At 67.7% G+C, this 22,330-nt stretch carries 20 protein-coding genes; 13 read left to right on the forward strand and 7 right to left on the reverse strand.

The annotated features are described in order from the left end of the window. Positions 1–36 precede the first annotated feature (36 nt). Together ACFVHY_RS06510 and ACFVHY_RS06515 are read left to right on the forward strand one after the other, a co-directional pair. A complete protein-coding gene (locus ACFVHY_RS06510; protein ID WP_390269840.1) occupies positions 37–501 on the forward strand; it encodes a DoxX family protein in 465 nt (154 codons plus the stop codon). Between the two features lie 97 nt (positions 502–598). Continuing rightward, positions 599–1,606 (forward strand): YdcF family protein, encoded by a 1,008-nt coding sequence (locus tag ACFVHY_RS06515; protein WP_390270361.1) that lies wholly within the window; start codon positions 599–601, stop codon positions 1,604–1,606. A gap of 112 nt (positions 1,607–1,718) precedes the next feature. Here ACFVHY_RS06515 and ACFVHY_RS06520 read toward each other — a convergent pair whose 3' ends face one another. After that, on the reverse strand, positions 1,719–2,294 hold the full coding sequence (locus ACFVHY_RS06520; protein WP_390269843.1) for a TetR/AcrR family transcriptional regulator: 576 nt from the start codon (positions 2,292–2,294) through the stop codon (positions 1,719–1,721). A gap of 77 nt (positions 2,295–2,371) precedes the next feature. On the opposite strand from ACFVHY_RS06520, the gene ACFVHY_RS06525 reads away from it, so the two are divergent. Continuing rightward, a complete protein-coding gene (locus ACFVHY_RS06525; RefSeq protein ID WP_390270364.1) occupies positions 2,372–3,196 on the forward strand; it encodes an alpha/beta fold hydrolase in 825 nt (274 codons plus the stop codon). Positions 3,197–3,319: 123 nt separating this feature from the next. Here the strand turns inward: ACFVHY_RS06525 and ACFVHY_RS06530 are convergent, their stop codons facing one another. After that, positions 3,320–4,072 (reverse strand): metallophosphoesterase, encoded by a 753-nt coding sequence (locus ACFVHY_RS06530; RefSeq protein ID WP_390269846.1) that lies wholly within the window; start codon positions 4,070–4,072, stop codon positions 3,320–3,322. A gap of 359 nt (positions 4,073–4,431) precedes the next feature. Here ACFVHY_RS06530 and ACFVHY_RS06535 point away from each other — a divergent pair, with 359 nt between their 5' ends. The 5 genes from ACFVHY_RS06535 to ACFVHY_RS06555 are packed head-to-tail and all read left to right on the forward strand — an operon-like array spanning position 4,432 to position 10,844. Continuing rightward, positions 4,432–4,932 (forward strand): MarR family winged helix-turn-helix transcriptional regulator, encoded by a 501-nt coding sequence (locus ACFVHY_RS06535; protein ID WP_390269849.1) that lies wholly within the window; start codon positions 4,432–4,434, stop codon positions 4,930–4,932. After that, positions 4,929–6,632, forward strand: a complete 1,704-nt coding sequence (locus ACFVHY_RS06540; protein ID WP_390269852.1) for an MDR family MFS transporter — start codon at positions 4,929–4,931, stop codon at positions 6,630–6,632. Before ACFVHY_RS06535 ends, ACFVHY_RS06540 begins: the two co-directional genes overlap by 4 nt. Continuing rightward, a complete protein-coding gene (locus ACFVHY_RS06545) occupies positions 6,629–7,498 on the forward strand; it encodes a DUF998 domain-containing protein (protein WP_390269855.1) in 870 nt (289 codons plus the stop codon). The genes ACFVHY_RS06540 and ACFVHY_RS06545 overlap by 4 nt, the downstream gene beginning before the upstream one ends. 32 nt (positions 7,499–7,530) lie before the next feature. Further along, on the forward strand, positions 7,531–9,516 hold the full coding sequence (locus ACFVHY_RS06550) for a BTAD domain-containing putative transcriptional regulator (RefSeq protein WP_390269858.1): 1,986 nt from the start codon (positions 7,531–7,533) through the stop codon (positions 9,514–9,516). Continuing rightward, positions 9,411–10,844, forward strand: coding sequence for a hypothetical protein (locus tag ACFVHY_RS06555; protein ID WP_390269861.1), 1,434 nt, complete (start codon positions 9,411–9,413; stop codon positions 10,842–10,844). Before ACFVHY_RS06550 ends, ACFVHY_RS06555 begins: the two co-directional genes overlap by 106 nt. Here ACFVHY_RS06555 and ACFVHY_RS06560 read toward each other — a convergent pair. The 3 genes from ACFVHY_RS06560 to ACFVHY_RS06570 all read right to left on the reverse strand — a co-directional run bounded on the left by ACFVHY_RS06560 (position 10,822) and on the right by ACFVHY_RS06570 (position 14,816). Continuing rightward, complete coding sequence (locus ACFVHY_RS06560) at positions 10,822–11,511, reverse strand: hemerythrin domain-containing protein (protein ID WP_390269864.1); 690 nt, start codon at positions 11,509–11,511, stop codon at positions 10,822–10,824. The genes ACFVHY_RS06555 and ACFVHY_RS06560 overlap by 23 nt on opposite strands. A gap of 146 nt (positions 11,512–11,657) precedes the next feature. Further along, a complete protein-coding gene (locus ACFVHY_RS06565) occupies positions 11,658–12,413 on the reverse strand; it encodes a dienelactone hydrolase family protein (RefSeq protein WP_390269867.1) in 756 nt (251 codons plus the stop codon). Positions 12,414–12,446: 33 nt separating this feature from the next. Then, positions 12,447–14,816 (reverse strand): ATP-dependent DNA ligase, encoded by a 2,370-nt coding sequence (locus ACFVHY_RS06570; protein ID WP_390269870.1) that lies wholly within the window; start codon positions 14,814–14,816, stop codon positions 12,447–12,449. A gap of 71 nt (positions 14,817–14,887) precedes the next feature. Between ACFVHY_RS06570 and ACFVHY_RS06575 the strand changes: the two genes are divergently transcribed. The 3 genes from ACFVHY_RS06575 (at position 14,888) to ACFVHY_RS06585 (ending at position 18,663) form a co-directional block, all read left to right on the forward strand. Further along, positions 14,888–15,895 (forward strand): Ku protein, encoded by a 1,008-nt coding sequence (locus ACFVHY_RS06575; RefSeq protein ID WP_390269872.1) that lies wholly within the window; start codon positions 14,888–14,890, stop codon positions 15,893–15,895. Positions 15,896–15,966: 71 nt separating this feature from the next. Further along, positions 15,967–17,301: an MFS transporter gene (locus ACFVHY_RS06580; RefSeq protein WP_390269875.1), complete on the forward strand. Its 1,335-nt coding sequence runs from the start codon at positions 15,967–15,969 to the stop codon at positions 17,299–17,301. A gap of 114 nt (positions 17,302–17,415) precedes the next feature. Next, entirely contained in the window at positions 17,416–18,663 is a 1,248-nt protein-coding gene (locus ACFVHY_RS06585; protein ID WP_390269878.1) for a hypothetical protein, read from the forward strand. Between the two features lie 61 nt (positions 18,664–18,724). Here ACFVHY_RS06585 and ACFVHY_RS06590 read toward each other — a convergent pair whose 3' ends face one another. Then, on the reverse strand, positions 18,725–19,636 hold the full coding sequence (locus tag ACFVHY_RS06590) for a LysR family transcriptional regulator ArgP (protein ID WP_390269881.1): 912 nt from the start codon (positions 19,634–19,636) through the stop codon (positions 18,725–18,727). A gap of 58 nt (positions 19,637–19,694) precedes the next feature. Further along, entirely contained in the window at positions 19,695–20,756 is a 1,062-nt protein-coding gene (locus ACFVHY_RS06595; protein WP_390269884.1) for an ABC transporter permease, read from the reverse strand. A 93-nt stretch (positions 20,757–20,849) separates the two neighbouring features. Here ACFVHY_RS06595 and ACFVHY_RS06600 point away from each other — a divergent pair, with 93 nt between their 5' ends. Both ACFVHY_RS06600 and ACFVHY_RS06605 read left to right on the forward strand, forming a co-directional pair. After that, positions 20,850–21,473, forward strand: coding sequence for a TetR/AcrR family transcriptional regulator (locus ACFVHY_RS06600; RefSeq protein ID WP_390269887.1), 624 nt, complete (start codon positions 20,850–20,852; stop codon positions 21,471–21,473). 69 nt (positions 21,474–21,542) lie between these two features. Beyond that, positions 21,543–22,169, forward strand: coding sequence for a LysE/ArgO family amino acid transporter (locus ACFVHY_RS06605; RefSeq protein ID WP_390269890.1), 627 nt, complete (start codon positions 21,543–21,545; stop codon positions 22,167–22,169). Positions 22,170–22,330 lie beyond the last annotated feature (161 nt).

Raw genomic sequence — 22,330 nt, forward strand, 5'->3', positions numbered from 1 at the left:
GCACAACACACTCGCACCACTCGCCAGGAGAACATGATGAGCCGCAACACCGTCACCGCAGGCCCCGCCGACCCGGCGGGCGCAACTGACACCACCGCCTCCGATGAGGCGCAACCGATCCGCAGGAACTGGCGTCGCACAACGGGAATCGTCATCAGTGTGCTGATCGGCGCCTTCTTGGTCTTCGACATCGTGATCAAGCTGACGCGTCCGCAGGAGGTGGTCGATTCCATGGCGAAACTCGGTTTCCCGATCGACCAGGCGCTTGTCATGGGTATCGTCCTGCTGGTCTGTCTCGTCGTGTTCGCCATCCCGCGCACCGCAGTCCTCGGCGCCCTGGGGATCACGGCTTACCTCGGAGGCGCGGTCACCGCCAACATGCGAATCGAGGCACCGCTGTTCGACACGGTCCTGTTCGCGGTCTACACCGGCGTGCTGATGTGGACCGGGCTGGTCCTGCGCCGCCCTGAGTTGCTGAAGGTGGCCGGCCTGAAGCGCTGAGCTTCGCCGCTGCCCGGCCCCGCACCCGTTACCGATCTGGGATCGGACGGGTGCGGGGTCGTTGTGCATCTCTCGTACCGTTACGCGAGTGACTGGTGTGACCAGAGTGAAGCGCAGGAAACTGGCGGCGGCCGCGACGATCGCGATCGCCGCCCTCGGCGGGGTGGCGGTCGGGACGCTGCCCGGGCCGGACGCCTCGGTTGTGACGACGGCCTCCGCGATCGACCCGGCCGGCCTGTACAACAGCGCGCAGTCGAAGTTCGCCGGAGGTGATGTCGCGGGCGGACTCGAACTCCTGCAGCAGGTCCTCGCGGTGGCGCCGGCCGATACCGACGCGCTTGCACTCCAGGCGATCTGGTCGGACCAGGTCGACGACGTCGTGGCGGGGCGCTCGGCCCTGAACCGGTTGTCGATGATGAACCCGTCCCTGGCGACAACGGCCCGCAACATCATCTCGGGTGTGGCGACGGCGGCGCAGATCGTCCCCGACACCACTCCGAAGCCGGTATCCGGTCGGGTGGCTATCGTCGTGCTGGGATTCGGGCTCAATGCGAACGGGAAGATGGCGCCGGAGCTCGTCAACCGGGTGTCCGCCGGCAAGGCTCAGTCGGAGCTCACGACGTCCGCGCCGATCGTCGTCACCGGAGGGGTGCCGAAGAAGGGCATCACCGAAGCAGCCGCGATGCGGACCTGGCTCGTGGACAACGGTGTCGGTGCGGACCGGATCCTCGTCGAGGACAAGTCCGGGTCGACGGTGGCCAATGCACAGAACACCGCCGAGATCCTGCGCGCACAGGGAATCCGGGACATCGTTCTCGTCACGTCGCCCAACCACATCCGGCGCGGGGCGGCGGACTTCGGTGCCATGGGCCTGCGCGTCGTCGGGACTCTCACCACCGCGACGGACCTGGAGAAGTACCGGACCCCGCTGGCCAAGGCGCAGCAGACCGGCATACGTGTGGAGGCCACCCGGACCGCGCGTATCCCGGCGACCCATGAGCCCGGTCTGCTGCCGCAGAACCTACCCGAGACCGGTCCCGGACTGATCCCGGAAATCGGCGGCCGGATCCTCCAAGAGCTCCTGAAGGCGGGATCGTCGGCCTGACGGGCCGATCTCGCCGCACCGTGCGCCCGAGTTCGGTGAAGTGAATCATGGTGCTGGTCCTGCTGTTTCACAGCTTGCGGGAGAAGCGCGGCTGCGCATCGACGGTCTCGTGCTACGACCCGACGGCGGCTTGCACGGCTTCCTGCACGCCGCGTCCGGCGACGAGGATCGGTTCGATGGAGCGCAGGGTGCGGCACAACACGAACGCACCTTCCAGCGCGGTCAGCGTGATCATCGCCAGCCGACGACGCTCCGGCTCGGCGACCTCGAGTTGTCCGAACCACGCCGCGAGACCGGTCAACCAGCTCTCGAAGACCTCGGCGGCCTCCAGCCTGAGGCGCTCGTTGGTACTCGCCACCTCGAGTGCGATGGTCTCGATGGAGCAGGCCTCGCTGTAGCCCTGCGACTCCAACAGTTTGCCGGCGTCCTCGAACAGCGTCGGGATGCCGGTCAGGGGGTCGGTCGTCTCCAACTGTGCGCCGACGAACGCGCCGTAACGCAGACCCTCGCGTCGGATGACCTCGACGCTGATCGCTTCCTTGCCGCCGGGGAAGTGATGGTAGATCGAACCGTAGGGTGCCTCCGCCGCCGCCGAGATCTGTTTGATCCCGGTGGCCGGCATGCCTTGCCGCCGGTACAGCTCTGCGGCCGCCTCCAGGATCCGGTCGCGAGTAGCGGAATCTGCCATGACGTCTCCATCCCTTGCGCATCGTGCCGTGTCAGCTTATCTTGCTTCTGAGTAGAACGATCTATCTAGGAGGCGACGTGCCAACAGTCGATGTGTCGGCCGGCTCCATCTCCTACGAAGACACCGGCGGTCCCGGGCCGATCCTCGTACTCGGCCGTGGGTTGCTGATGGACGGGCGGCAGTGGCGCAAGGTGATCCCGTTGCTTCCCGAATTCCGTTGCATCACACCGACGCTCCCGATGGGTGCGCACAGGGAGCCGATGCACGCCGACGCGGACCTGACCGAGACGGGTGTGGCATCCATCCTTGCCGACTTTCTCGACGCCCTCGACCTCGATGACGTGACGCTCGTCCTGAACGACTGGGGCGGTGGTCAATTCGTGATCTCCCAAGGCCGGGACAAGCGGATAGGGAGATTGGTGTTGGCCTCGTGCACGGCCTTCGACAACTACCCTCCCGAGCCGGCGCGCCCCGCGGCGCTGTTGTGCCGAGTGCCCGGCGGCGGGTGGATTCTCACGCGAATGCTGGGCACTCGATTCTTTCGGCACAGCACACGGGCCTATGGCGCGCTGACGAAGTCGGGGATTCCGGATTCGCTGTTCGACGAGTGGTTCCGTCCCGCCGTCGAAAACGCGTCGATCAGAAGGGATCTGGTCAAATTCGCCACGGGCGCGCCGTCCCGCCGCAGGCTGCTCGAACTGTCGGACATGATGCGGCGGTTCGATCGCCCGGTGCTCGTGGTCTGGGCAAGGGAAGACCGGATGATGCCCCTGGAGCATGCGGACCGCCTCGTCGAGCTCTTCCCGAACGCATCCAAGGTCGTCGTCGACGAATCGTGGACTCTCATCCCGGAAGACCAGCCGGAGGCGATGGCCGATCTGCTGCGCGGGTTCGTCAGATGACGCGTCGTCGCCGCCGCACCGATGGCGATACCGAGTTCGCTTTGTCGCCGACGACGTGGCTCGCCTGCCTCTCGATGCCGAGCGCGGAAGCGCCACGAACGGCTTCCGGCACCGCCCTGAATGTCAGAACATCACCGATCGGAAGTGGGTGACGAACCGCTCGTCGTCGTAGAGATGGAACGCGATCCCCGGCGGCTGACCGCGGTTGACGACCTCCCGGCCTTCGAACGGCAGGTTCAGTGTCGACGACACACCCGGTGCGATGCACAGCGGGCGGTCGGCGAACGTGCTCACCGCCGGGGTGTGGGCGTGTCCACACAGGAACGCGACGATGTTCGGGTGCCGGCCCACCAGAGCGGCGAGGCGACCCTCGTCGCGCTGGCGGATCGAGTCCATGAACGGCATCAGCAGATCGACCGGCGGATGGTGAAAGGCGATGAACACCGGCGTCTCCGCGGACGTCGCGGTGAGCTGGTCCGACAACCACGAGATGGTCGCGTCGTCGAGACGACCGTCGTTGCGTCCGGGTATCGAAGTGTCGCACATCAGGAAGAGGACGTCGGAGCCGTCGCGTCCGCGGACCGTCCGCGCGTGATTGATCGGACCAGAGGTCTCGGTGCCGATGAGGGCCGCGCTGAACGGTTCCCGAACGTCGTGGTTACCGGCGGTGATGAGCATCGGCAGTGGACTCTCGAGCACCCCGTGCGCCTCGCGGTACTCGCTCGCGGCACCCTCGTCGGCGATGTCGCCGGTGACCAGCAGGACGTCGATCCCGGCGGCGCGGGCGTTGATGTAGCTCAACGTCGACTGGATGCGGGCCCGATTGAACCGCGTCCCGTTGAAATGCAGGTCGCTGATGTGGGCGACAACGAACACGAAGAGCTCCTGTCACGGTTCCTGACTCCCACGAGGCTAACCGCAGGCGGGGTCCGACGATGCATCGCCTCAGGGCCGCGAGGCGCAACGCACTTCCGCGACGCCGATGTGGCTCAGCCCGCTCGGGTGCCGGCTCCCCTGTAACGCACAGCGGCCGGCGAGCGACATCGATGATGAGTCGCCGACCTGCCAACCCCCGACCTGGCAGGTCGGCGACCGTCTTTTGTCTCCGTCGATGCAAGACTTCGGCGCTGTTTGCATTCTCTCGAGTTCGCGCGCACACTGGCGAGCGGTGTTAGTTGCGCTCTGCAACTAATTGCAAAGAGCAAGTAAAACTTCTCGGGTAGGCGGTGAGGACAGTGCTCGATCAACACGCGATCGACGACCTCTTCGAGACCCTTCTGCGCTTCGTCCGCATCCGCGAACGGGCGGTCCACACGACGTTCCGTACGCGTGAGGGCGAGTTCGAGGCCGCGGCGTTCAAGGCGCTCTTCCCGCTCGCGCGACGGTCGATGCGATCGCGCGACCTCGCCGAGACGATGAATGCCGACCCGTCGACGGTGAGTCGGCACGTGGCTCAGCTCGTGGAGCACGGCCTGATCCGCCGCGAGGCGGACCCGGACGACGGGCGCGCCACCATGCTCGTCATCACCGCCGCCGGACGGGATCGCGTTGTGGCCATGCGCGAGATGCGTCGCGCCGCCATGGCCGATGTCATGGCCGACTGGACCGACGACGAACTCCACACCCTCGTGACACTTCTCGGGCGGTTCGTCGATGCCGCCGACGCAGCCCTGCACCCGGCGTGCCCGGACCGCAGCCCGGACACAGATGCGAATGAACCGAAAGGACGACAGTGACAGACTCTTCGGCCGCCGACACGGTGAACCACGACGAGGAGGTCGCCGGCGCCGGACTGACCCATCGCCAGATCCTGACCATCCTGGCCGGACTCATGCTGGGCATGTTCCTCGCCGCCCTCGACCAGACCATCGTGTCGACGGCGATCCGGACCATCGCCGACGATCTGCAAGGGTATGACCTGCAGGCCTGGGTGACCACGGCCTACCTCGTCACCGCGACGATCGTGACCCCCTTGTACGGCAAGCTGTCCGATCTCCACGGCCGGAAACCGTTCTTCCTGCTGGCGATCTCGATCTTCATCGTCGGTTCGCTGCTGTGCACGATCGCGTCGTCGATGTATCAACTCGCCGCGTTCCGCGCCTTCCAGGGGCTCGGCGCGGGCGGCTTGATGACGCTCGCACTGACGACCATCGGCGACATCGTCCCGCCGCGGGAACGCGCCAAATACCAGGGCTACTTCCTCGCCGTGTTCGGCACCTCCAGCGTCCTCGGCCCGGTCCTCGGCGGTCTGTTCGCCGGCCAGGAGACGATCCTCTGGGTGTCCGGTTGGCGCTGGGTGTTCCTGGTCAACGTGCCGATCGGACTCGTCGCGCTGTTCGTGGTCTACAAGGTGCTCAACTACGACCAGCAGAAGGGCGTCGGCGGGCGCACCGACTACTGGGGGGCGACGGCACTCGCCGTCGCCGTGGCTCCGCTGCTCATCGTCGCCGAACAGGGGCGCCAGTGGGGATGGACCTCCGGACTGTCGTTCCTCTGCTACGGGATCGGCGTCGCCGGCATCGCCGCGTTCATCTGGATCGAGCACCGCATGGGCGACGACGCCCTCATCCCGTTGCGCGTGTTCACCAACCGGGTGTTCAGCCAGGGCATCATCATCTCGGTCATCATCGGCGCCGTCATGTTCGGTGGAATCTCGATGCTGCCGCAGTACTTCCAGGTCCTCCGCGGATCGAGCCCCATGATCGCCGGCCTCCAGATGCTGCCGATGGTGCTCGGCCTGATGGCCGGTTCGATCCTGTCGGGCCAGCTGATCTCGCGCACCGGACGCTACAAGATCTTCACGGTCGTCGGCGCCGTGCTGATCACCGCGGGCACTTTCCTGCTGCACCTGGTGGGCACCGAGACGCCGCTCTACCTGGTCATGCTGATGGCCGCGCTGCTCGGCTTCGGGCTCGGCAATCTGATGCAGCCGATCACCCTGGCGATGCAGAACATCCTGCCGCCCAAGGACATGGGACTCTCCACCGGCACCGCCACCTTCTTCCGTCAGATCGGTGGAACGCTCGGTGTCGCGGTCTTCTTCTCGCTGTTGTTCTCCTTCATGGGGCCGAACATCAAGGACGAGATGGTCACAGCGGCAGCCCAACCCGAATACCGGGCGGCGGTCGTGGAGGCCTCGCAGAGCAGCGACCCGCAGGTCAGCGCGTTCGGGCAGTCGCTCATCGCGGCCGCTCAGAACCCCGGCGCCGCAGCCGGGTCGTCGGACAGTGTCATGAGTGACACCTCGGTCATCGAGAAGCTGCCGGCCGAACTGGCCCAACCCATCAAGGAGGGGTTCGCCGACTCGATGGACCGGGTGTTCCTGGCGGTGTCGATCATCGCGCTGCTCGCGATCATCGGTACGGTCACCTGGAAGGAACTCCCGCTGCGTCAGGGACGGCCGATCGGCGCACCGGAGTCGTCACCCGCGTCGTGAGGAGATCGCTCGCGGGCATCCTGATCGCCTTTGCGGGCCTGTGCTATTCATCGTGGGTGCTGGAGTTCGCGTGGGCGGACTCGCTGGACCCGATGCGCACGTTCCTCAGCGAGCTGGACGCCGCGAACCGTCCCCACCGCGACATCTACGTGGTCGGGGACGTGACCACCGGGGTCTGCGCACTCGTCGCGGCACTGCTGTTGCTCGTCCCGCGACCGCCTTTCCCCCGCTGGTTGAGCCGGCACCGAGCGGAGCGAGGCGCCGAGTCGAAGCCACCTGGTGACCTCGACAGGCTCGGCCAGCGGGAGGGGGACGCGACGTCGGTGTTCCGGGGTTGGACAGCGACCACCGCCGTTCTCGCACTGGCGGTGTTCGGCGCGGCGACCATCGCCGACGCCCTGCTCCCGATCGAGTGCATTCCGGGAGTCGACCCCGGGTGCCCGCGCGAACCGAGCGGACTGCTCCCGCAACTGCATCACATCCACGCGCTCACCAGTACGGTCGCGGTGTTCGCCATCTTCGCCGTCATGGTCGCCGCCGGCGTCTCGGCGGTACGCACGACACCGGACGGTCCCGTATGGCCGATGCTCCGGTGGGTCGGAAACGCGGTGCTCGTCATCGTCGCGCTCGCCACGGTCTGGATGCTGTTGGCGGACAACCTGGTCGGCGACTACCGGCTCGGACTCGCCCAGCGTATCCAGGTCGGCGGCATGAGTGTGTGGATGGTGCTCTGGGGGTGGGCCGTGGTCGGTTCGCGGGGCGGGGATCGGACCCCGGAGACGGAACACGTCGACGTTGCGCCGGGTGGGTTCACCGGCACGGAGTGGGGCGCCGTGAACGGCACGCGAGACCAGCAGCAGCGATAGTCTGACGTCGACGACGAGAGGATCGGGTGGGTATGGGGGTTCGGGATGGGCGTCCGGCCGGTGGTGCCGGTTCGACGCTCCGGATCTCGGTGCTGGGCCCCATCTCCTGCGAACTCGATTCCGAGGTGGTCGACCTGGGCCCGCGCCGGCAACGGGCGGTCTTGGCCCGCTTGGTGGCCGGCCGCGGTCGGGTGGTGTCCACGGATCGGTTGATCGACGATCTGTGGAACGGGGAACCACCGCCGAAGGCACTGGCAGGCCTCCAGGTGCAGGTGTCCAATCTGCGACGCGTCATCGAACCGTCTCGCCCGCCCCGCGCTCCGGCGACCGTGCTCGTCAGTGAGCAACCGGGTTATGCGTTACGGCTACCCCGTCCGAGCGTCGACGTCTGGGAATTCGAGGCCGTCGTCACCGTCGGCGGCGACGCGGACGATCCCGCCTCGAGGCTCCGCGAGCTGGATGGCGCGCTGCGGATGTGGCGCGGCGATCCCTACGGCGCCTGTTCGGGTGAGAGCTGGGCACAGCCCGAAGTCGCCCGACTCCACGATGTACGCCGGTCGGCGATCGAGCAGTGGGCCTCACTGGCGGTCGACCACGGACGCGCGGCGGAGGTGGCGCAGGTGCTGGCTGCGGAGTGCGACGACCAACCGGCCCGCGAAGAGTACTTCCGGTTGCTCGCGCTGGCGCAGTACCGACTGGGGCGGCAGGCAGACGCCCTGGCGACGCTGCGCCGGCTGCGGACGTACCTCGCCGACGAACTCGGAGTGGATCCAGGACCGCCGATCCAACTGCTCGAACGCGACATCCTGCAGCAGGCGCCCACCCTGGCGGCGCCGGTCGCACCGCCGGTGCCGGAGACGCCGAAACCGCCGAGCGTGCCGCCCGTCACCGCGTCGGCGGGTCGTCGCGAACCCGCCGGACGGGAGAACGAACTCGCGGCACTGCTCGGTCACGCCGAGGCCGCGAGCGCGACCGGTCTGCGCGTCGTATGGGTGAGCGCGGAGGCAGGCGGCGGCAAGAGCACGTTCGCGGATTCACTCGTCGCTCGTCTGGGCGCCACCGGCTGGGCCGGGGCGATTGGACACTGCCCCGAGGTCGACGGCGCCCCGACAGCCTGGGCGTGGCGAGAGATACTGCAGCAGACAAAGTTTCGCGGCGATCTGACGTCGGACGAGGGATTGGACAATTCGTTCGACATCGCCCGGCGGGTGATGGAAGCCTGCGGTTCGCACTCCGACGCGCCGGGAACGGTCCTCGTTCTCGACGACGCACACCGCGCCGATGGCGCCACGCTGCAGGTCCTTCGGCAACTGGTGACCTGGATGGCCCAGGCCCCGGTGCTCGTGCTGGTCACCTACCGGGCGTCGGAAGCCGGTGTGGACCTGTTGGCGACCACGGCATCTCTCGCCGCGGTGACCGCCGACCACATCGAGCTGAAGGGTCTGTCGGACAACGGTATCCGCGAGCTCGCGGCGTCGGTGGGACTGGAATCCGTGGACACCCCGGTGCTCGAACTGTTGCGCACGAGGACCGACGGCAACCCGCTCTTCGTGCGCGAGCTGGCCAAGCTCGTCGCCTCCCGCGGATTCTCGGCGGCTGCCGCCACGATCCCCCGTGGCGTCACCAGCGTGCTGATGCAGCGGATCGAACGGCTACCTGCCGAAGTGGCGACCGTCCTGCGCCTGGCCGCGCTCTTCGGGCGCCGCGCGCCGATCGATGGCGTACTCGCCCTGTGGAACAGGAACACCGACGCCACCGCCGAGGAACTCGTGCTCGACGCGATCGACACGGCCGTCGCCGCCGGATTGCTGACCGCAGACGTCGAGGCGGTCCACTTCAACCACGTTCTCGTGCGGGATGCCGTGTACGACAGCATCCCCGCACTGGGAAGCGGCGATCGCACTGGCAGATCGTGCTGTATCTCGAGCAGACCCCAGGCGTCGATCCGGACGAGCTGGCACACCATGCGGCTCTCGGCGCCGCCCCGGACACGGTCGAGCGCGCCCTCGAGTTGGTGACCGTCGCCGCCCTCGCGAGGTTCGGCACCGAGTTCAAGGCGGACTCGGCAGACCTGTGGCGCTCCGCCGTGCGTCTGCACGAGTTGGCCGGACACGCCGCGGGAACCGCTGACGCGGCCGGTCGGTCCGCGTTCGTCGTGGCGTTGACCCACCTGGTGACGGCGCTGGCGTTCCGCGGCGATGACACCGCTGAGGCCCGTGCGCGCCGCGGTCAGGCGCTCGCGACGGCCCGGGAACTGGACGACGACGATCTGGTCATGGCCGCGCTGACGTGTTGGCGGGCACCGGTCATCTGGACGACGCGCCGTCAGCGGATCGCCGACACGGAGTTGATCGCGGCCATGACGGACGCGCTGGGTCGCGCCACGGGTGCAGACCGGGTCTACCTCTTGGTGTTACTGGTCTTCGAAGTCGAGGGCGTCGACGACCGCCGCGCCATCGAGCTTGCCGCGTTGGCCGTGGAGGCCGCGAACGAACTCGAGGACCCCGAAGTCCGTTGCGCGGCCTGGAATGCGCGGGTGTACACCGCATTGGGGCCGGACCTCAGCGCGGAACTGCCGGCATTCACCGACGAATTCGACCGCGTGGCAGATGGATCCGGAGTGCTCGCGTACCAGGCGGCCGCGCACTTCTTCTCGTTCCTGGCGCGGGCCGCACGCGTGGACCTGCCCGGGGCCGTTGCCGAAGTGCAACAAGGCCTGCGGTCGGCGTCGAGCGGCCGTGCCGGCGAACTCGTCGTCGTCTTGTCGGCGTTCTCGGCGGTCCTGGAAGTACTCGGCGGCGACATCGACCAGGCAGAGCGCGAGTACCGCGACCTCACCGCCCGACTGCAGGCGGCGGGAGCAGTCAACTCGGCGGAGATCGGTCTGGTCGGCGACATGGTGATCGGCTGGTGCCGCGGTTCACTCGCACATCTCACCGAACCTCTAGCCGCGATCAATGATGTTGCCCCGAAGATGATCTCGTGGGTGTACGTCGTCGCACTCCTGGACGCCGGTCATCACGACCAGGCACGCCGCGTCGCCGGCACCGCCCCGCCGGTCAGCCGCGACTTCTACTGGACCGCGATGTCGGTCTTCCACGCACGCGCCCTCGTCCGGCTCGAGATGACCGAGGCTGCGGCCGCGCTCTACGACGAACTGCGGCGATGGTCGGGGACGATCGCCGGCCTGAACTCGGGATCTGTCGCATTCGGTCCGATGGACGTGGTGCTCGCCGAGCTCGCCGACCTCCTCGGCGACACGGCCGCCGCGGCCGCCCACCGTCGAACGGCCGTGGAGGTGCAGAACACGGTGCGAGTCGGCCTCACCGAACTGGGCCGGCGATGACGGCCTCGCGTTTGTCGAAGCTGCGAACGAGCACTGTGAGCACGGCCCGGATGACCGGTCCCGCCTCGCGCTTCATCTTCGCCAGCTCGCGCTCATCTGCGTGGCGAATCATCCTCGGTGCCTCGAACCGCATGCTCGCGCCGCTTCGGGCAGCCTTCTCCACTCGGTTCCAATCGGCCACGCTCACATAACGATCGACGATCGGGAACACGACCTTTTCTTCGTCGGCGATGTGCTCACCGAGCAGCTCGTGAACGTCGTCGAGGGTCGCGGCGAGCTCGTTCGCCGCGTCGCGGTGGTCGGCTTTCGCGGATGTGAACGCGGCTGTGCGAGCCTGCAGTGTCGCGAGCAGCGCATCGAGCTGGGTGTGGTCATCTTGCAGATCGTGGACGTCGACGGCCGCACCGGCGGATGCGGTGAGGATCGGCCACACCACCTCGTCCTCGATGGTGTGGTGATGGTGGATGGACGCGCACAACTGGTCGAGATAGTCGCCGATGGCTTTGCGGCGACGTCCGTCGCACGCCTCGCCACCTCCGATGCGGCCCAGGATCTCGGCGAAGCGACGTGTGTCGTCGAGCATGCCGCGGTGGGCGAGCTTCATGCCGGTGAGATCGGGGGTGGTCGGCGCGGTGGCATCGGTGCGGGCGGAAGGGCGGTTGGTCACGGGTGTCTCCTGAGGGCTCGTGGTAGCTGATTGCGGCCACTGTGCGCCTCCCGACTTACAGGCGACTTGTAGTCGCCTTGCGGGGCCCGCGGTACCTGTCCGACGATCGCACGATCGGACTCACCGGGGGTCGGAGCGGACCCACCTCACCCCGACAACGTCCGCCGGAAGAGAGTTTCGAGCTCGCTGAAGTGATGTTCGCAGGCCTCGTGGTGGTAGGCCGCCAGATCCGACATCGTATAACCGTGCGGCGCATCAGGATAGACGGTCGCCGAGTGCGCCACGCCCCCACCGGTCAGGGCGTGCTCGAACTGCGCGACCGCCATCGCGGGCAGCGATGAATCCTTGTCGGCGTGGATGGCGAGGACGAATGCGTCGATGCCGACGAGATGCAGGTGCGGACTGTCGTGGCCGTCGGTCACCAGGCCGCCGGTGTGGAACATGCCGACCGCGGCGACGTCGTCGGGCCGGGCGGCGGCGATGTTCAGCGCGAGCCGGCCGCCCATGCAGTAGCCCGTGACACCGACACGTCCTGGTGTGACGCCCGGGAGCGATTGCAGCGCGTCGAGGTAGGCGACGAGATCGGGACGTACCGCCTCGGGCGTGAGGGTTCGTGCCCGCGGCATCGCGGATCGGAAGAATGCGGTCCGCGCCTCGGGCAGCAGCAGATCCTCGGTGGGCGCCCACTCGGCCGCGGACCCGTACCGGTGGAACAGGTGCGGCACCAGCACGACGTAACCCCAGGACGCGATGCGGTCCGCCATGGCCTCGATGCGGGGTCGTAGGCCGATCACATCGGTGAGGAACAGGACTCCCGGAGACGTCCCGGATGAATCGGGCCGTGCCACATAGGCTTCGGTCTCTCCGTCGGCCGCCGAGATGGTGATCGTCTCACCCGTCATGTCCACGCTCCTCTGCTCGGTTCACGCCCCGGGTCACAGATCGCCGGGCAGTTTGTCCCGCCGGATCCCCCGCCAGCTGGGATGCCGCAGATGCCCGGCCGTCGTCCAGTCCATGAACCGGACCTCGCCGACGATCTTCGGCAGGACCCACACCGCGCTGGACTCGACGGGCCGGTCGAGTTTGTCCAGGAAGGGAGACCGCGAGATCTCCAATGGTCCGAGTTCCTCTGCAAGCGAACGCAACTGTGCGTCGGTGAAGCCGGTTCCCACGCGACCGACGTAGCGGAGTCCGGTCTCCTCGGGCAGACCGATGAGCAGGGAACCGATGGTGTGCGCGCGGTTGCCGCGGCCCGGCCGATATCCGCCGACGACGACCTCGATGTCGCTCCAGTTCTTGTGTTTCAGCCAGGTCGTCGACCGGCGCCCCTGCTGATACACCGAGTTGCGGCGTTTGGCGACAACGCCTTCGAGATTGTGTTCCCGGCTGTACTCGACGGCGGCCGATCCCGGGCCCGGGAGCAGCGGCGGAACTTCGACGAAGGCGGAGTTGCGGAACGCGGGCGCCAGCTCCTCGAGGAGTTCGCGCCGAGCCGACCACGGCTTGCGCAACAACGACGAACCGTTCAGGAACAGGATGTCGAACAGGTGTAGCCGCAACGAATACGGCTCGTCGGTGTGCCGACGCGAGGTCAGCAGCGTGAAGTTGGTGCGGCCCGACGAGTCGATCGCGACGACCTCGCCGTCGAGCACCACATCCATGAGGCCGAGATCGTCTGCGAGGCCGGCGAGTTCGGGGAAGTCGGCGGTCATGTCGATACCCGAGCGGGAGGTGAGCCGGAATTCGCCGCCGACCGAACGGATGAGGAGCCGATAACCGTCCCATTTGCCCTCGAATGCCCAGTCCCGACCGTTGAGTCCGTCGATCGACTCGTCGGTCGCGAGCATCGGGCGCGGGTCGGTGAGGCTGTCGGGGACGATCGGACGCGGTTCGTCACTCATCAGGTGGGCGAGCCAGTTCTTCTCACCGGTCCGGATCAAGGCGTACCGTCCCTGCACGCGCTCGCCGTGGAGGCGGACGATGACCTCCTTGTCCCGCCACTTCTCGAGCTCGAATGTGCCCCTGTCCCAGATGGACACGTGACCGCCGCCGTATTCGCCCGCCGGGATGTCGCCCTCGAAGTCGGCGTAATCCATCGGGTGGTCCTCGGTCTGCACCGCGAGCCGGTTCTGGTCGGGGTCGGTGGGCAGGTTCTTCGGTACGGCCCACGACACCAGGACCCCGTCGTGTTCCAGTCGGAAGTCGTAGTGCAACCGACGGGCGTGGTGCTCCTGGATCACGAAGATCGGTGCCCTCTCGGTCTGCGTGTCCGAGGAATCAGGTTCTGCAGCAGCACTCTCGGCTTCGATGCGCTGTCGATGCGCTTCATCGCCAAAGGGTTCGGGTGTCTTCGACTGGTCGCGCTTGCGCCGGTACTCCTTCAGGTTGATGACCTGTCCCGCCGCGGGCTCGACGACGACCTCCGGCTCGTCGTCGTAGGGGTCGTCCAGGCCGTCGAGGAGATCGCCGAACTCCTCGACGCGGTCCAGCACCTCGGTGTAGAGCAGTTGGGAGAGTCCGGGGTCCTCCATCTCCTCCCAGGTGCGCGGCGCGGCCACCCACGGCTGCTCGCGTCCGCGCATCGAGTACGGCGCGAGAGTGGTCTTGGCGGCGGTGTTCTGGCTCCAGTCGATGAAGACCTTGTCGTCGCGCAGCGATTTGGACATCTTGGCGGTGATGAAATCGCTGTGCTGACGGGCGAACTCGTTGGCGACCTCCTGAGCCACCTTGCGCGCCGCATCCGACGTCACGGGCTTCGGGAGCCGCGCGTAGAGGTGGATGCCCTTGCCGCCGCTGGTCACCGGGTACGTCGTCGCCCCGCCGAGCCAGTTGCGGATCTCGCATGCCACCTCCGCGGTCCGGTGCAGCGGCACCCGCGGGCCGGGATCGAGGTCGAAGACGATGCGGTTGGCCATCGGCGCGCCGTCGGGTCCCATGGGAAGCCGCCACTGCGGCGTGTGGATCTCGAGCACGGCCATCTGCGCGAGCCAGACCAGCGTGGCGCGGTCGTCGGCCATCGCATAGTTGATGACCCGCTCGCTGTGCTGGATGCCGTGGCGTCGAATCCAGTCAGGTGCGCTCTCCGGAACGTTCTTCTCGAAGAACGGGGTCGACTCGACGCCGTTGGGCCACCGCTTACGGGTGATGAGGCGGTTGCGTACATGGGGGAGGAGGACGTCGGCGATCCGCGAGTAGTAGTCGATGACCTCGAACTTCCGCGTCCCCGTCGCCGGATAGAGCACCTTCGAGAGATTGGTGATCGAGATCCGCCGACCGTCGACCTCCAGTGTCTCGCCGCCTGCCATGCTCCCATTGTCCACAACGCCGGTCAGAACGTCGCGCAGCTTGCCGCCATCCGGCCCGGATCCCTGGCAGAATGGCCCCCATGCGCTCGATCTGGAAGGGCGACCTCAGCTTTGGCCTGGTCAACGTGCCGGTCAAGGTCTATTCCGCGACCGAGAGTCACGACCGGAAGTCGTATCAGGTCGACTCGTCGGACGGAACCCGCATCCGCTATCGCCGCGTGCGCGAGGGCACCGACACCGAAGTCGACTACGGCGACATCGCCAACGCCTACGAATCCGAGTCCGGCGAGACCGTGATCCTCACCAAAGAAGACCTCGCCACGCTGCCGGTGCAGAAGAGTCCCGAGATCTCGATCCTGGAGTTCGTACCCGCCGAGCAGGTCGATCCGATCTACTTCGACAAGCCCTACTACCTCGAACCGTCGTCGAAGTCGCCGAAGGCCTACGTCCTGCTGGCCAAGGCGCTGGAGGAGACGGACCGGCTCGCGATCGCCTCCTTCACTCTGCGCAACCGGACACGCGTGGCCGCGCTGCGCGTCGTCGACGGGGTGATGACGCTGCAGACGCTGCTGTGGCCCGACGAGGTCCGCAAACCCGACTTCGGCTTCCTCGACGACGACACCGAGATCCGCGATCAGGAACTGCAGATGGCGGCCTCGCTGATCGAGTCGATGGCATCGGACTACGACCCCTCCGAGTTCGAGGACACCTATCAGAACGAGCTGACGAAGCTCATCGAGGCGAAGTCCGAGGGTGGCGAGGCGTTCCCCGAATCCGACGACGGAGACAAGGACACCGAGGACTCCGACGTCGCCGATCTCCTCGCCGCGCTGCGCGCGTCGGTGAAGGATCGCGGGGGATCGGATTCGAAGGATTCAGGTTCGGACTCGAAGGACACCGCGGCCAAGAAGGCACCGGCCAAGAAGGCTGCGGCGAAGACGGCCGCGAAGAAGGCGCCGGCCAAGAAGACCGCTTCCAGGTCGACGGCGAAGAAGACCTCCTCGGGGTCCGGCGAGTCCGGGAGCAAGTCCACGGCCAAGAAGGCACCCGCCAAGAAGTCCTCGCGCAAGGCGAGCTGACCCGCACCGCCGGACAACGGTGGTCCGAAAAGGGTTGGCACCACGCCCGCGGGTTCGGGCAAGCTCGAAGGGTGACCTCCGCCGCCGACTCCCGACTGCCCCGCGCGCTGCTGCCATTCGCGCGTCGGCAGTACCGGCTGCTCGCGTCCGGACTGATCCTCGCCATGTTCGCCGACGGCGTGTGGACGATCGCGGTGATCTGGCAGATCATCGCGCTCGGCGGCGGTCCGGGCCAGGTGTCGCTGGCCACCGGCGTGGCCGCGGTGGGAATGCTGTTCTCCACGTTGGCCGGTGGTGTGCTCGCCGACCGTATTTCGCAGCGCCACATCATGATCGGACTCGAGGTCGCGAAGATGATCGCGTTCGGTGCGATCGGTCTGGCGTCGATCGCGGGCGTACTGCAGCTCTGGCACGTGGTGGTGGCGTCCCTTCTGGGCGGCATCACCACCGGGATGTACTACCCCGCCTACTCGGCGTTGCTGCCCGGTGTCGTCGCGCCGTCGGAGCTGCAGGCGGCCAACGGGATCGAGGGCTTCTTCCGCCCGGTCGTCTTCCAGGCGGTCGGGCCGATGGTCGCCGGCGCGGTCATCGGTGCCTGGGCCCCGGGACCCGCGGTGTTGATGGCGGCTGTCGCCGCGATCCTGTCGAGTGTCTGTTATCTCGGGATGGCCCCGGTCACCGCGCGTCGGTTCGGCGAGACGGGCGAGGACGCGCCGGAGGTCGTCGAGGGTGCGGGTGCCCGCCGGATCGTCGGCGACCTGGCCGAGGGGTTCGTCTACATGGCCCGGACCCCGTGGCTGTGGGGCACGCTGCTCTTCGCCTGCGTTTTGGTGTTGGCGACGCTCGGCCCCATCGAGGTGCTCGTCCCGTTCGCATTACGTGAGCGCATCGACGGCGGCGCGACCCAGCACGCCTGGGTGCTCGCTGGATTCGGACTCGGCGCGGCCGCGGCGTCACTGGTATTCGCCTCGATCCCGATGCCGCGCCGGTACCTCACCGTCATGTTCTCGCTGTGGGCGTTCTCCAGCCTGCCGCTGCTGCTGATGGGTCTCGCCGATTCGACGTGGATGTTCGTCGCCGCCGGTGTGACCATGGGCATCCTCTTCGACGGCCCGATGGTGCTGTGGGGAACGCTCTTACAGCGTCGGGTGCCGCCGGCACTGTTGGGTCGCATCGCCAGTCTCGACTTCTTCGTATCGGTCGCGCTGATGCCGGTGTCGATGGCGATCGCCGCCCCGGTCTCGTCGGCGATCGGCCTGACCGCCACGTTCGTGCTGGCCGGGTTGCTCCCGGTGCCGATCGCGTGGGCGTTCTACTTCGCGGCCGGCATGTGGCGCGACGAGATCGAGAACCCCCTTGTCGACGAGTCGAATCCGAAGTTGGTCGACTCCGCCGCGGTCCGTTGACGTGACCTGGAGCACATACTACGGTGACACATCATTCACAGGGCATGACGTGACGTAGCGGAGTGGGCTCGGCGGCTCGGCGCCGGAGCGCGGCCATTGCAGGAGGCGGAGACGATGGCGGTCTGCACGCCGGGTGACGTCCCGTCGATCATCACCGGCTACCTGGGGTTCGAGTGCGAGGGCGCGAATCCGATTGTCACGATCCGGAATCCGGCCGACCTCGAGCACTGGACGCAACCGGTCCTCGAGGTCACGATCATCCTCGGTGCCGTCCTCGCGCTGATCCACGCGATCCGCCGACTGCGTCGCGACGGCGACCCCACCAACCTGACGGTGTGGATCGGATCGTTGGTCTACCTGTTCGTGATCGAGCCGCCGCTGTACTTCCCGAACTGGTTCCACGCCGAAGAAGCGATGGGATTCATGTTCTCCCACAACGTGTTCACGGTCATGTTCATGTACGACCGGCTGCCGTTGTACATTGTCGCGTTCTATCCGGCCGTGAGCCAGGTCGCCTACGAGATCGTGCGGGCGTGGGGCTTCTTCGACGGGTCGAAGCGCTCGGCGCTGCGCGGCTCGCTCGTTCTGGCCCTGGTGTTCCAGACCTTCTACGAGATCTTCGACCAGCTCGGCCCGCAGCTCAAGTGGTGGGCGTGGAACGTCGACGCGCCGTACTATCGCGACACCCTCGCCCAGCTCCGAGCTCAGGGCATCGCCCCCGACGAGCTCGGCAATCCCGCCGCGGAGCCCACACTGGCCGCGGTGCCGTGGGGGAGCGTCTGGCTTTTCGCGACCGTCTCGTTCGCCGTGCTCGTCTACGTCGCGGTGCGCTTGGTGCAGATCCCCACCTCCCACGGACGCGCCCCGCGCGGATGGTCGTTGACATGGCGCGTCGTCGTGTCCGGAGTTCTGGCCGTCGTCAGCATGCCCCTGCTGTCCATTCCGACAGCGCTGTTCGGCCGTGACGAGAACGCGAATCACGACGCGCAGACCGTCGTCTACTGGGGAGAGATGGCCCTGGTGTGGGGGATCGGACTGACCCTTCTGTACGTGCAATGGCGACGCATGCGCAGCGACCCGACGCTGGGCGTCGACGACGCTCGCAGCGCTCGGCCCTTCCTCGTCGTGTTCCCGGTCCTGTTCCTCGGGGTGCACCTCGTACTGTGGTGCACCGCGCTGCCCGCCTACCTCGACGCCGAGGACGGAATCACCGCCGACAACACACCGATCGGGAGTCTCCCCTACGTGATCGCCTGCCTCGTGGTCGCTGTGGGCGTTCTCGGCGTCGCGGTCGTTCGGGGCCGGCGCACGGTCGACGACAGCCCGGCGGTCGCGGGAACACCGTCGACCTCAGGCGTGTGACAACGTCCGATTCGTCCACAGCTGGGTCTGCCCGTCGTGGACGGCGGCGAGTCGAGCGCGATCAGTGCTGGAGAACCCGCGCGGCGCCGTCGACAACGCTCGTCGTGAGTGTCTGCAGCAGAGGCGAACTCAGCTTCCAGTGCTGCCAGTACAGCGGGACGTCGATGTGGTGGTCGGCGATGAGGCGGACGCGGCCGGTGTCGAGGGCGTCCGCGATCTGGACGACCGGGACGGCGCCCCAGCCGATGCCGAGCGTGACGGCGCGGTGGTATTCGGTCGACGCCGGGATGTAGACCGCGGGCGGGTCGACGGGCCGGCCGGCGAGGGCGGCCGAGATGTTCCGCTGGATGTGATCGTTGCGGTCGAACTGCACCATCGGGGCCCGGGCCAGTGCATCGGCATCGGGCCCGTCGGGTAGCCATGTGTCGATGAATTCCGGTGTGGCGACCGGCAGATAGCGCATCGTGCCGAGCGACTGCAGCGCACACCCGCGGATCGCCAGTGGTTCCGAGGTCACCGCGGCGAGCACGTCGCCGGTGCGGAGCAGGGTGCTGCTGCGGGTTTCGTCGTCTCGGAAGACCTCGATCGCCACCGCGTGCTCCCGGTGGAATCGCGCGAGCACGGGCAGTAACCAGGTCGCGAGCGAGTCGGCATTCGTCGCGACCGGGAGATGGACACGGGGACGTTCGACCAGCGGCAGATCGTCGTCGTCGGGCGCGCCCACGAACTCGGCGCGGGTCTCGGCCAGCAGTAATTCCCACTGTTTGGCCAACCGGACCAGCACCTCGCCATCGGGTGTGGCCGTCGCCGGCTTGGTCCGCCGGAGGAGTACCCGCCCGGCAGCGGACTCCAGCGCCTTGATCCGCTGGCTCACCGCCGACGGGGTGATGTGCAGGGCGGTGGCCGCGGCGTCGAAGGTGCCCTCGCGCAGGACCGCGGCCAGCGTGCGCAGGCCTTCCTGACTGATGTCCACGAGCCGAGGTTAGTGGTGTGTCCCGCCGGACCGCCGAGACACACCACCGCCGGCCGGATCAGGCGGGGACGGTGTCGCCCGCGGAGTCGGCCCGCCGTCCGCGCACCATGCCGAGTGTGAGGAGCGCGGCGCCGACGGCAATCCAGCCGAGGAGAACGGCGACCTGTCCGGTGATGCTCGCCGCCGGGAAATACGCGACCGAACGGAGCAGCGTGCCGCCGGCGCCGGGCGGCAACCACTGGCCGATCGTTCCCCACGGCGCGGGCAACAGGTACGGCGACGATGCCAGCCCCGACAGCGGGTTGGAGATCAGCACCATCACCAGCGCGGACACCCCGACCCCGGCGGGGCCGAGCAGGCTGCCCGCACCAACCGTGAACCAGGTGATCGCTCCGATCATCAGGGCTGCGGCGAGTCCGACGGGGCCGATACCGCCGTCGATGACGCCCAACCATGACCACGTCGCCGCGAAACCGAACCCGGCCACGAGCGGCCCCAGGACCGCCAGCGTCGCCTGCATGGCGGCTCGGCCGCGCAACCCGATCGCGGCCGCCCCGCCGAGCGCCATGCCGGCGATCAACAACGGCAACAGTCCGGCGGCGAAACCCGTTCCGCGGGCATCTGTCTCGGGAGTGGGGACCACGGATTCGACGGCGACCGGTACACGCTGGGCGGTGGCGATGCCGTTCCCGACCCCGGCGACGACCTGCGCCAGCACCGGCGAACCCGCCTCCGCGGTCAGCACCGTGACCCCGCCGGGCCCGACCGCGATCGCGCCGACCAGGTCGCGCCGTTCGATGGCGGCACGCGCGTCCTCGGTGTCGGCGAATCGTTCGACCGCGAAGGCGTCTTCACCGGCCCGGTCGGCGAGCGCCGTCTCGATCGCCTGTGCCGCGGGCGGTGGTGCGACGAGACCCAGTGGGGCTTGATGCGGCTCGGGATCGACGGCCAGTGACACGAACATCGCGGCGATCGCGATCACGAACGTCGGGATCAGCAGCGCCATCACCGCCACGAGGCGCCAACTGGGTGCCCGCCCGGTCGGGGGCGCACCGTCGGCCTCCGCGGTCGCAACGGGCGTCCGATCGCGCGCATCTGTCGAGTGCAGTTCAGTGCTCATGACCACTCCTAAAAAGAACGAATCTTCGTTTTTCTGAGTATGCGCGGAGGGCCGCGAGGAATCAAGAACGAATGTTCGTTTTAGACTGTCGGCATGCCGAAGATCAGCGACGAACGCAAGCTCGAACGAAGCCGGCAGATCCTCGCCGCCGCTCGCCGATGCTTCGTCGACAAGGGGTTCCACCGTGCGTCGATGTCTGACGTGATCCGGGAATCCGGGCTCAGTGCGGGTGCCGTCTACTCGTACTACTCGTCGAAAGAAGAACTGATCGCCGCCGTTGCGCGGTCGATCTTCGCCGCCTACGAGTCGGGGATCAGCAGCTTCGACGACCCGGTAGAGCAACCCCCGTCGCCTGAGGCGGTTGTACGCGCGCTGGCCGAACGGGTCCTGCTGGAGATCGCGCCGATGACCGACGGCTTCCGGATGGTTCTGACGGTATGGGGTGAGGCCGCCAACAACCCGGAGCTGCGCGAGACCGTGCGCGACATCATCTGTGGGCTGCGGGGCGTCTTCGAACGCGTGCTGACGGCCTGGCGGGCCGCGGGCCACGAACTGCCCGCGGAGCCCGCGGTGCTCGCGCAGGTGATGGTCTCGGCGATGCAGGGGGTGGTCGTTCAGCAGGGCCTGGTCGGCGATGTGGACGTCGCCGACTACATCGAGGCCTTGTGCGCGGTTCTACGCGGCATCGGACTGGGCGACGATGAGTCCACTATCTGAAGTTCAACTGTTCATTCGTGAAAAAGTTTCGCTGTACTGACCGGGGCGTGTCGCCCTAGCGTCGTCCCGGTGACCGCCTACCTCGTACCGACACTTGCCGGGCTCCTCACCGGCGCCGGTCTGATCATCGCCATCGGACCTCAGAACGTCTTCGTGCTGCGTCAGGGCGTCGCCCGCAGGCACACCGGTCAGATCGTCGCGGTCTGCGCGCTCTCCGACGTCGTTCTCATCGTGGCAGGGGTGGCCGGCCTCGGCGCGCTCGTCGCCGCGCATCCGGAGGTGGTGACGTTCGCGAAGGCGGCCGGCGGACTGTATGTCGGGGCGTTGGGCGTCATGGCCGCCAGACGCTGTGTGCGCAGTGACGAGGCCATCGCAGCCGCCACCGACGAGAGCGGGGCCGAGTCCACCGGCCGCTGGGTGGCGGTGGGTACGGCCCTGGCCCTGACCTGGCTCAACCCGCACGTCTACCTCGACACGGTCATCACCATGGGTGCCATCGCCAACGGTCACGGAAACGGCAAGTGGGCGTTCGCCTTCGGTGCCTGCATCGCGAGTGTCCTCTGGTTCACCGCGCTCGGCGGCGGTGCTCGGAGACTGTCCGGGTTCTTCGCGAGTCCGCGGGCGTGGAAGATGCTCGACGCGGTGGTCGCGGTCATCATGCTGGGGATGGCGATCGCGCTGTTCGCGTCGATCTGACACGCATTCCGAGCATGTGCGGGGCGCTCGTCGGTGACCGGTGTCGTCACCCGGGATCCCCCCGCAGCCGGACAGATGCAGGACCGCGGTGGATGCGACAAGGTGATCACGCTGGAGTCACCGAGGACTCAGATCGGACACTGCTGCGGCGCGAGAGGGGT

Origin of the sequence: Gordonia sp. NPDC127522 (assembly GCF_042672305.1) — a bacterium.
GTDB lineage: Bacteria > Actinomycetota > Actinomycetes > Mycobacteriales > Mycobacteriaceae > Gordonia > Gordonia hongkongensis.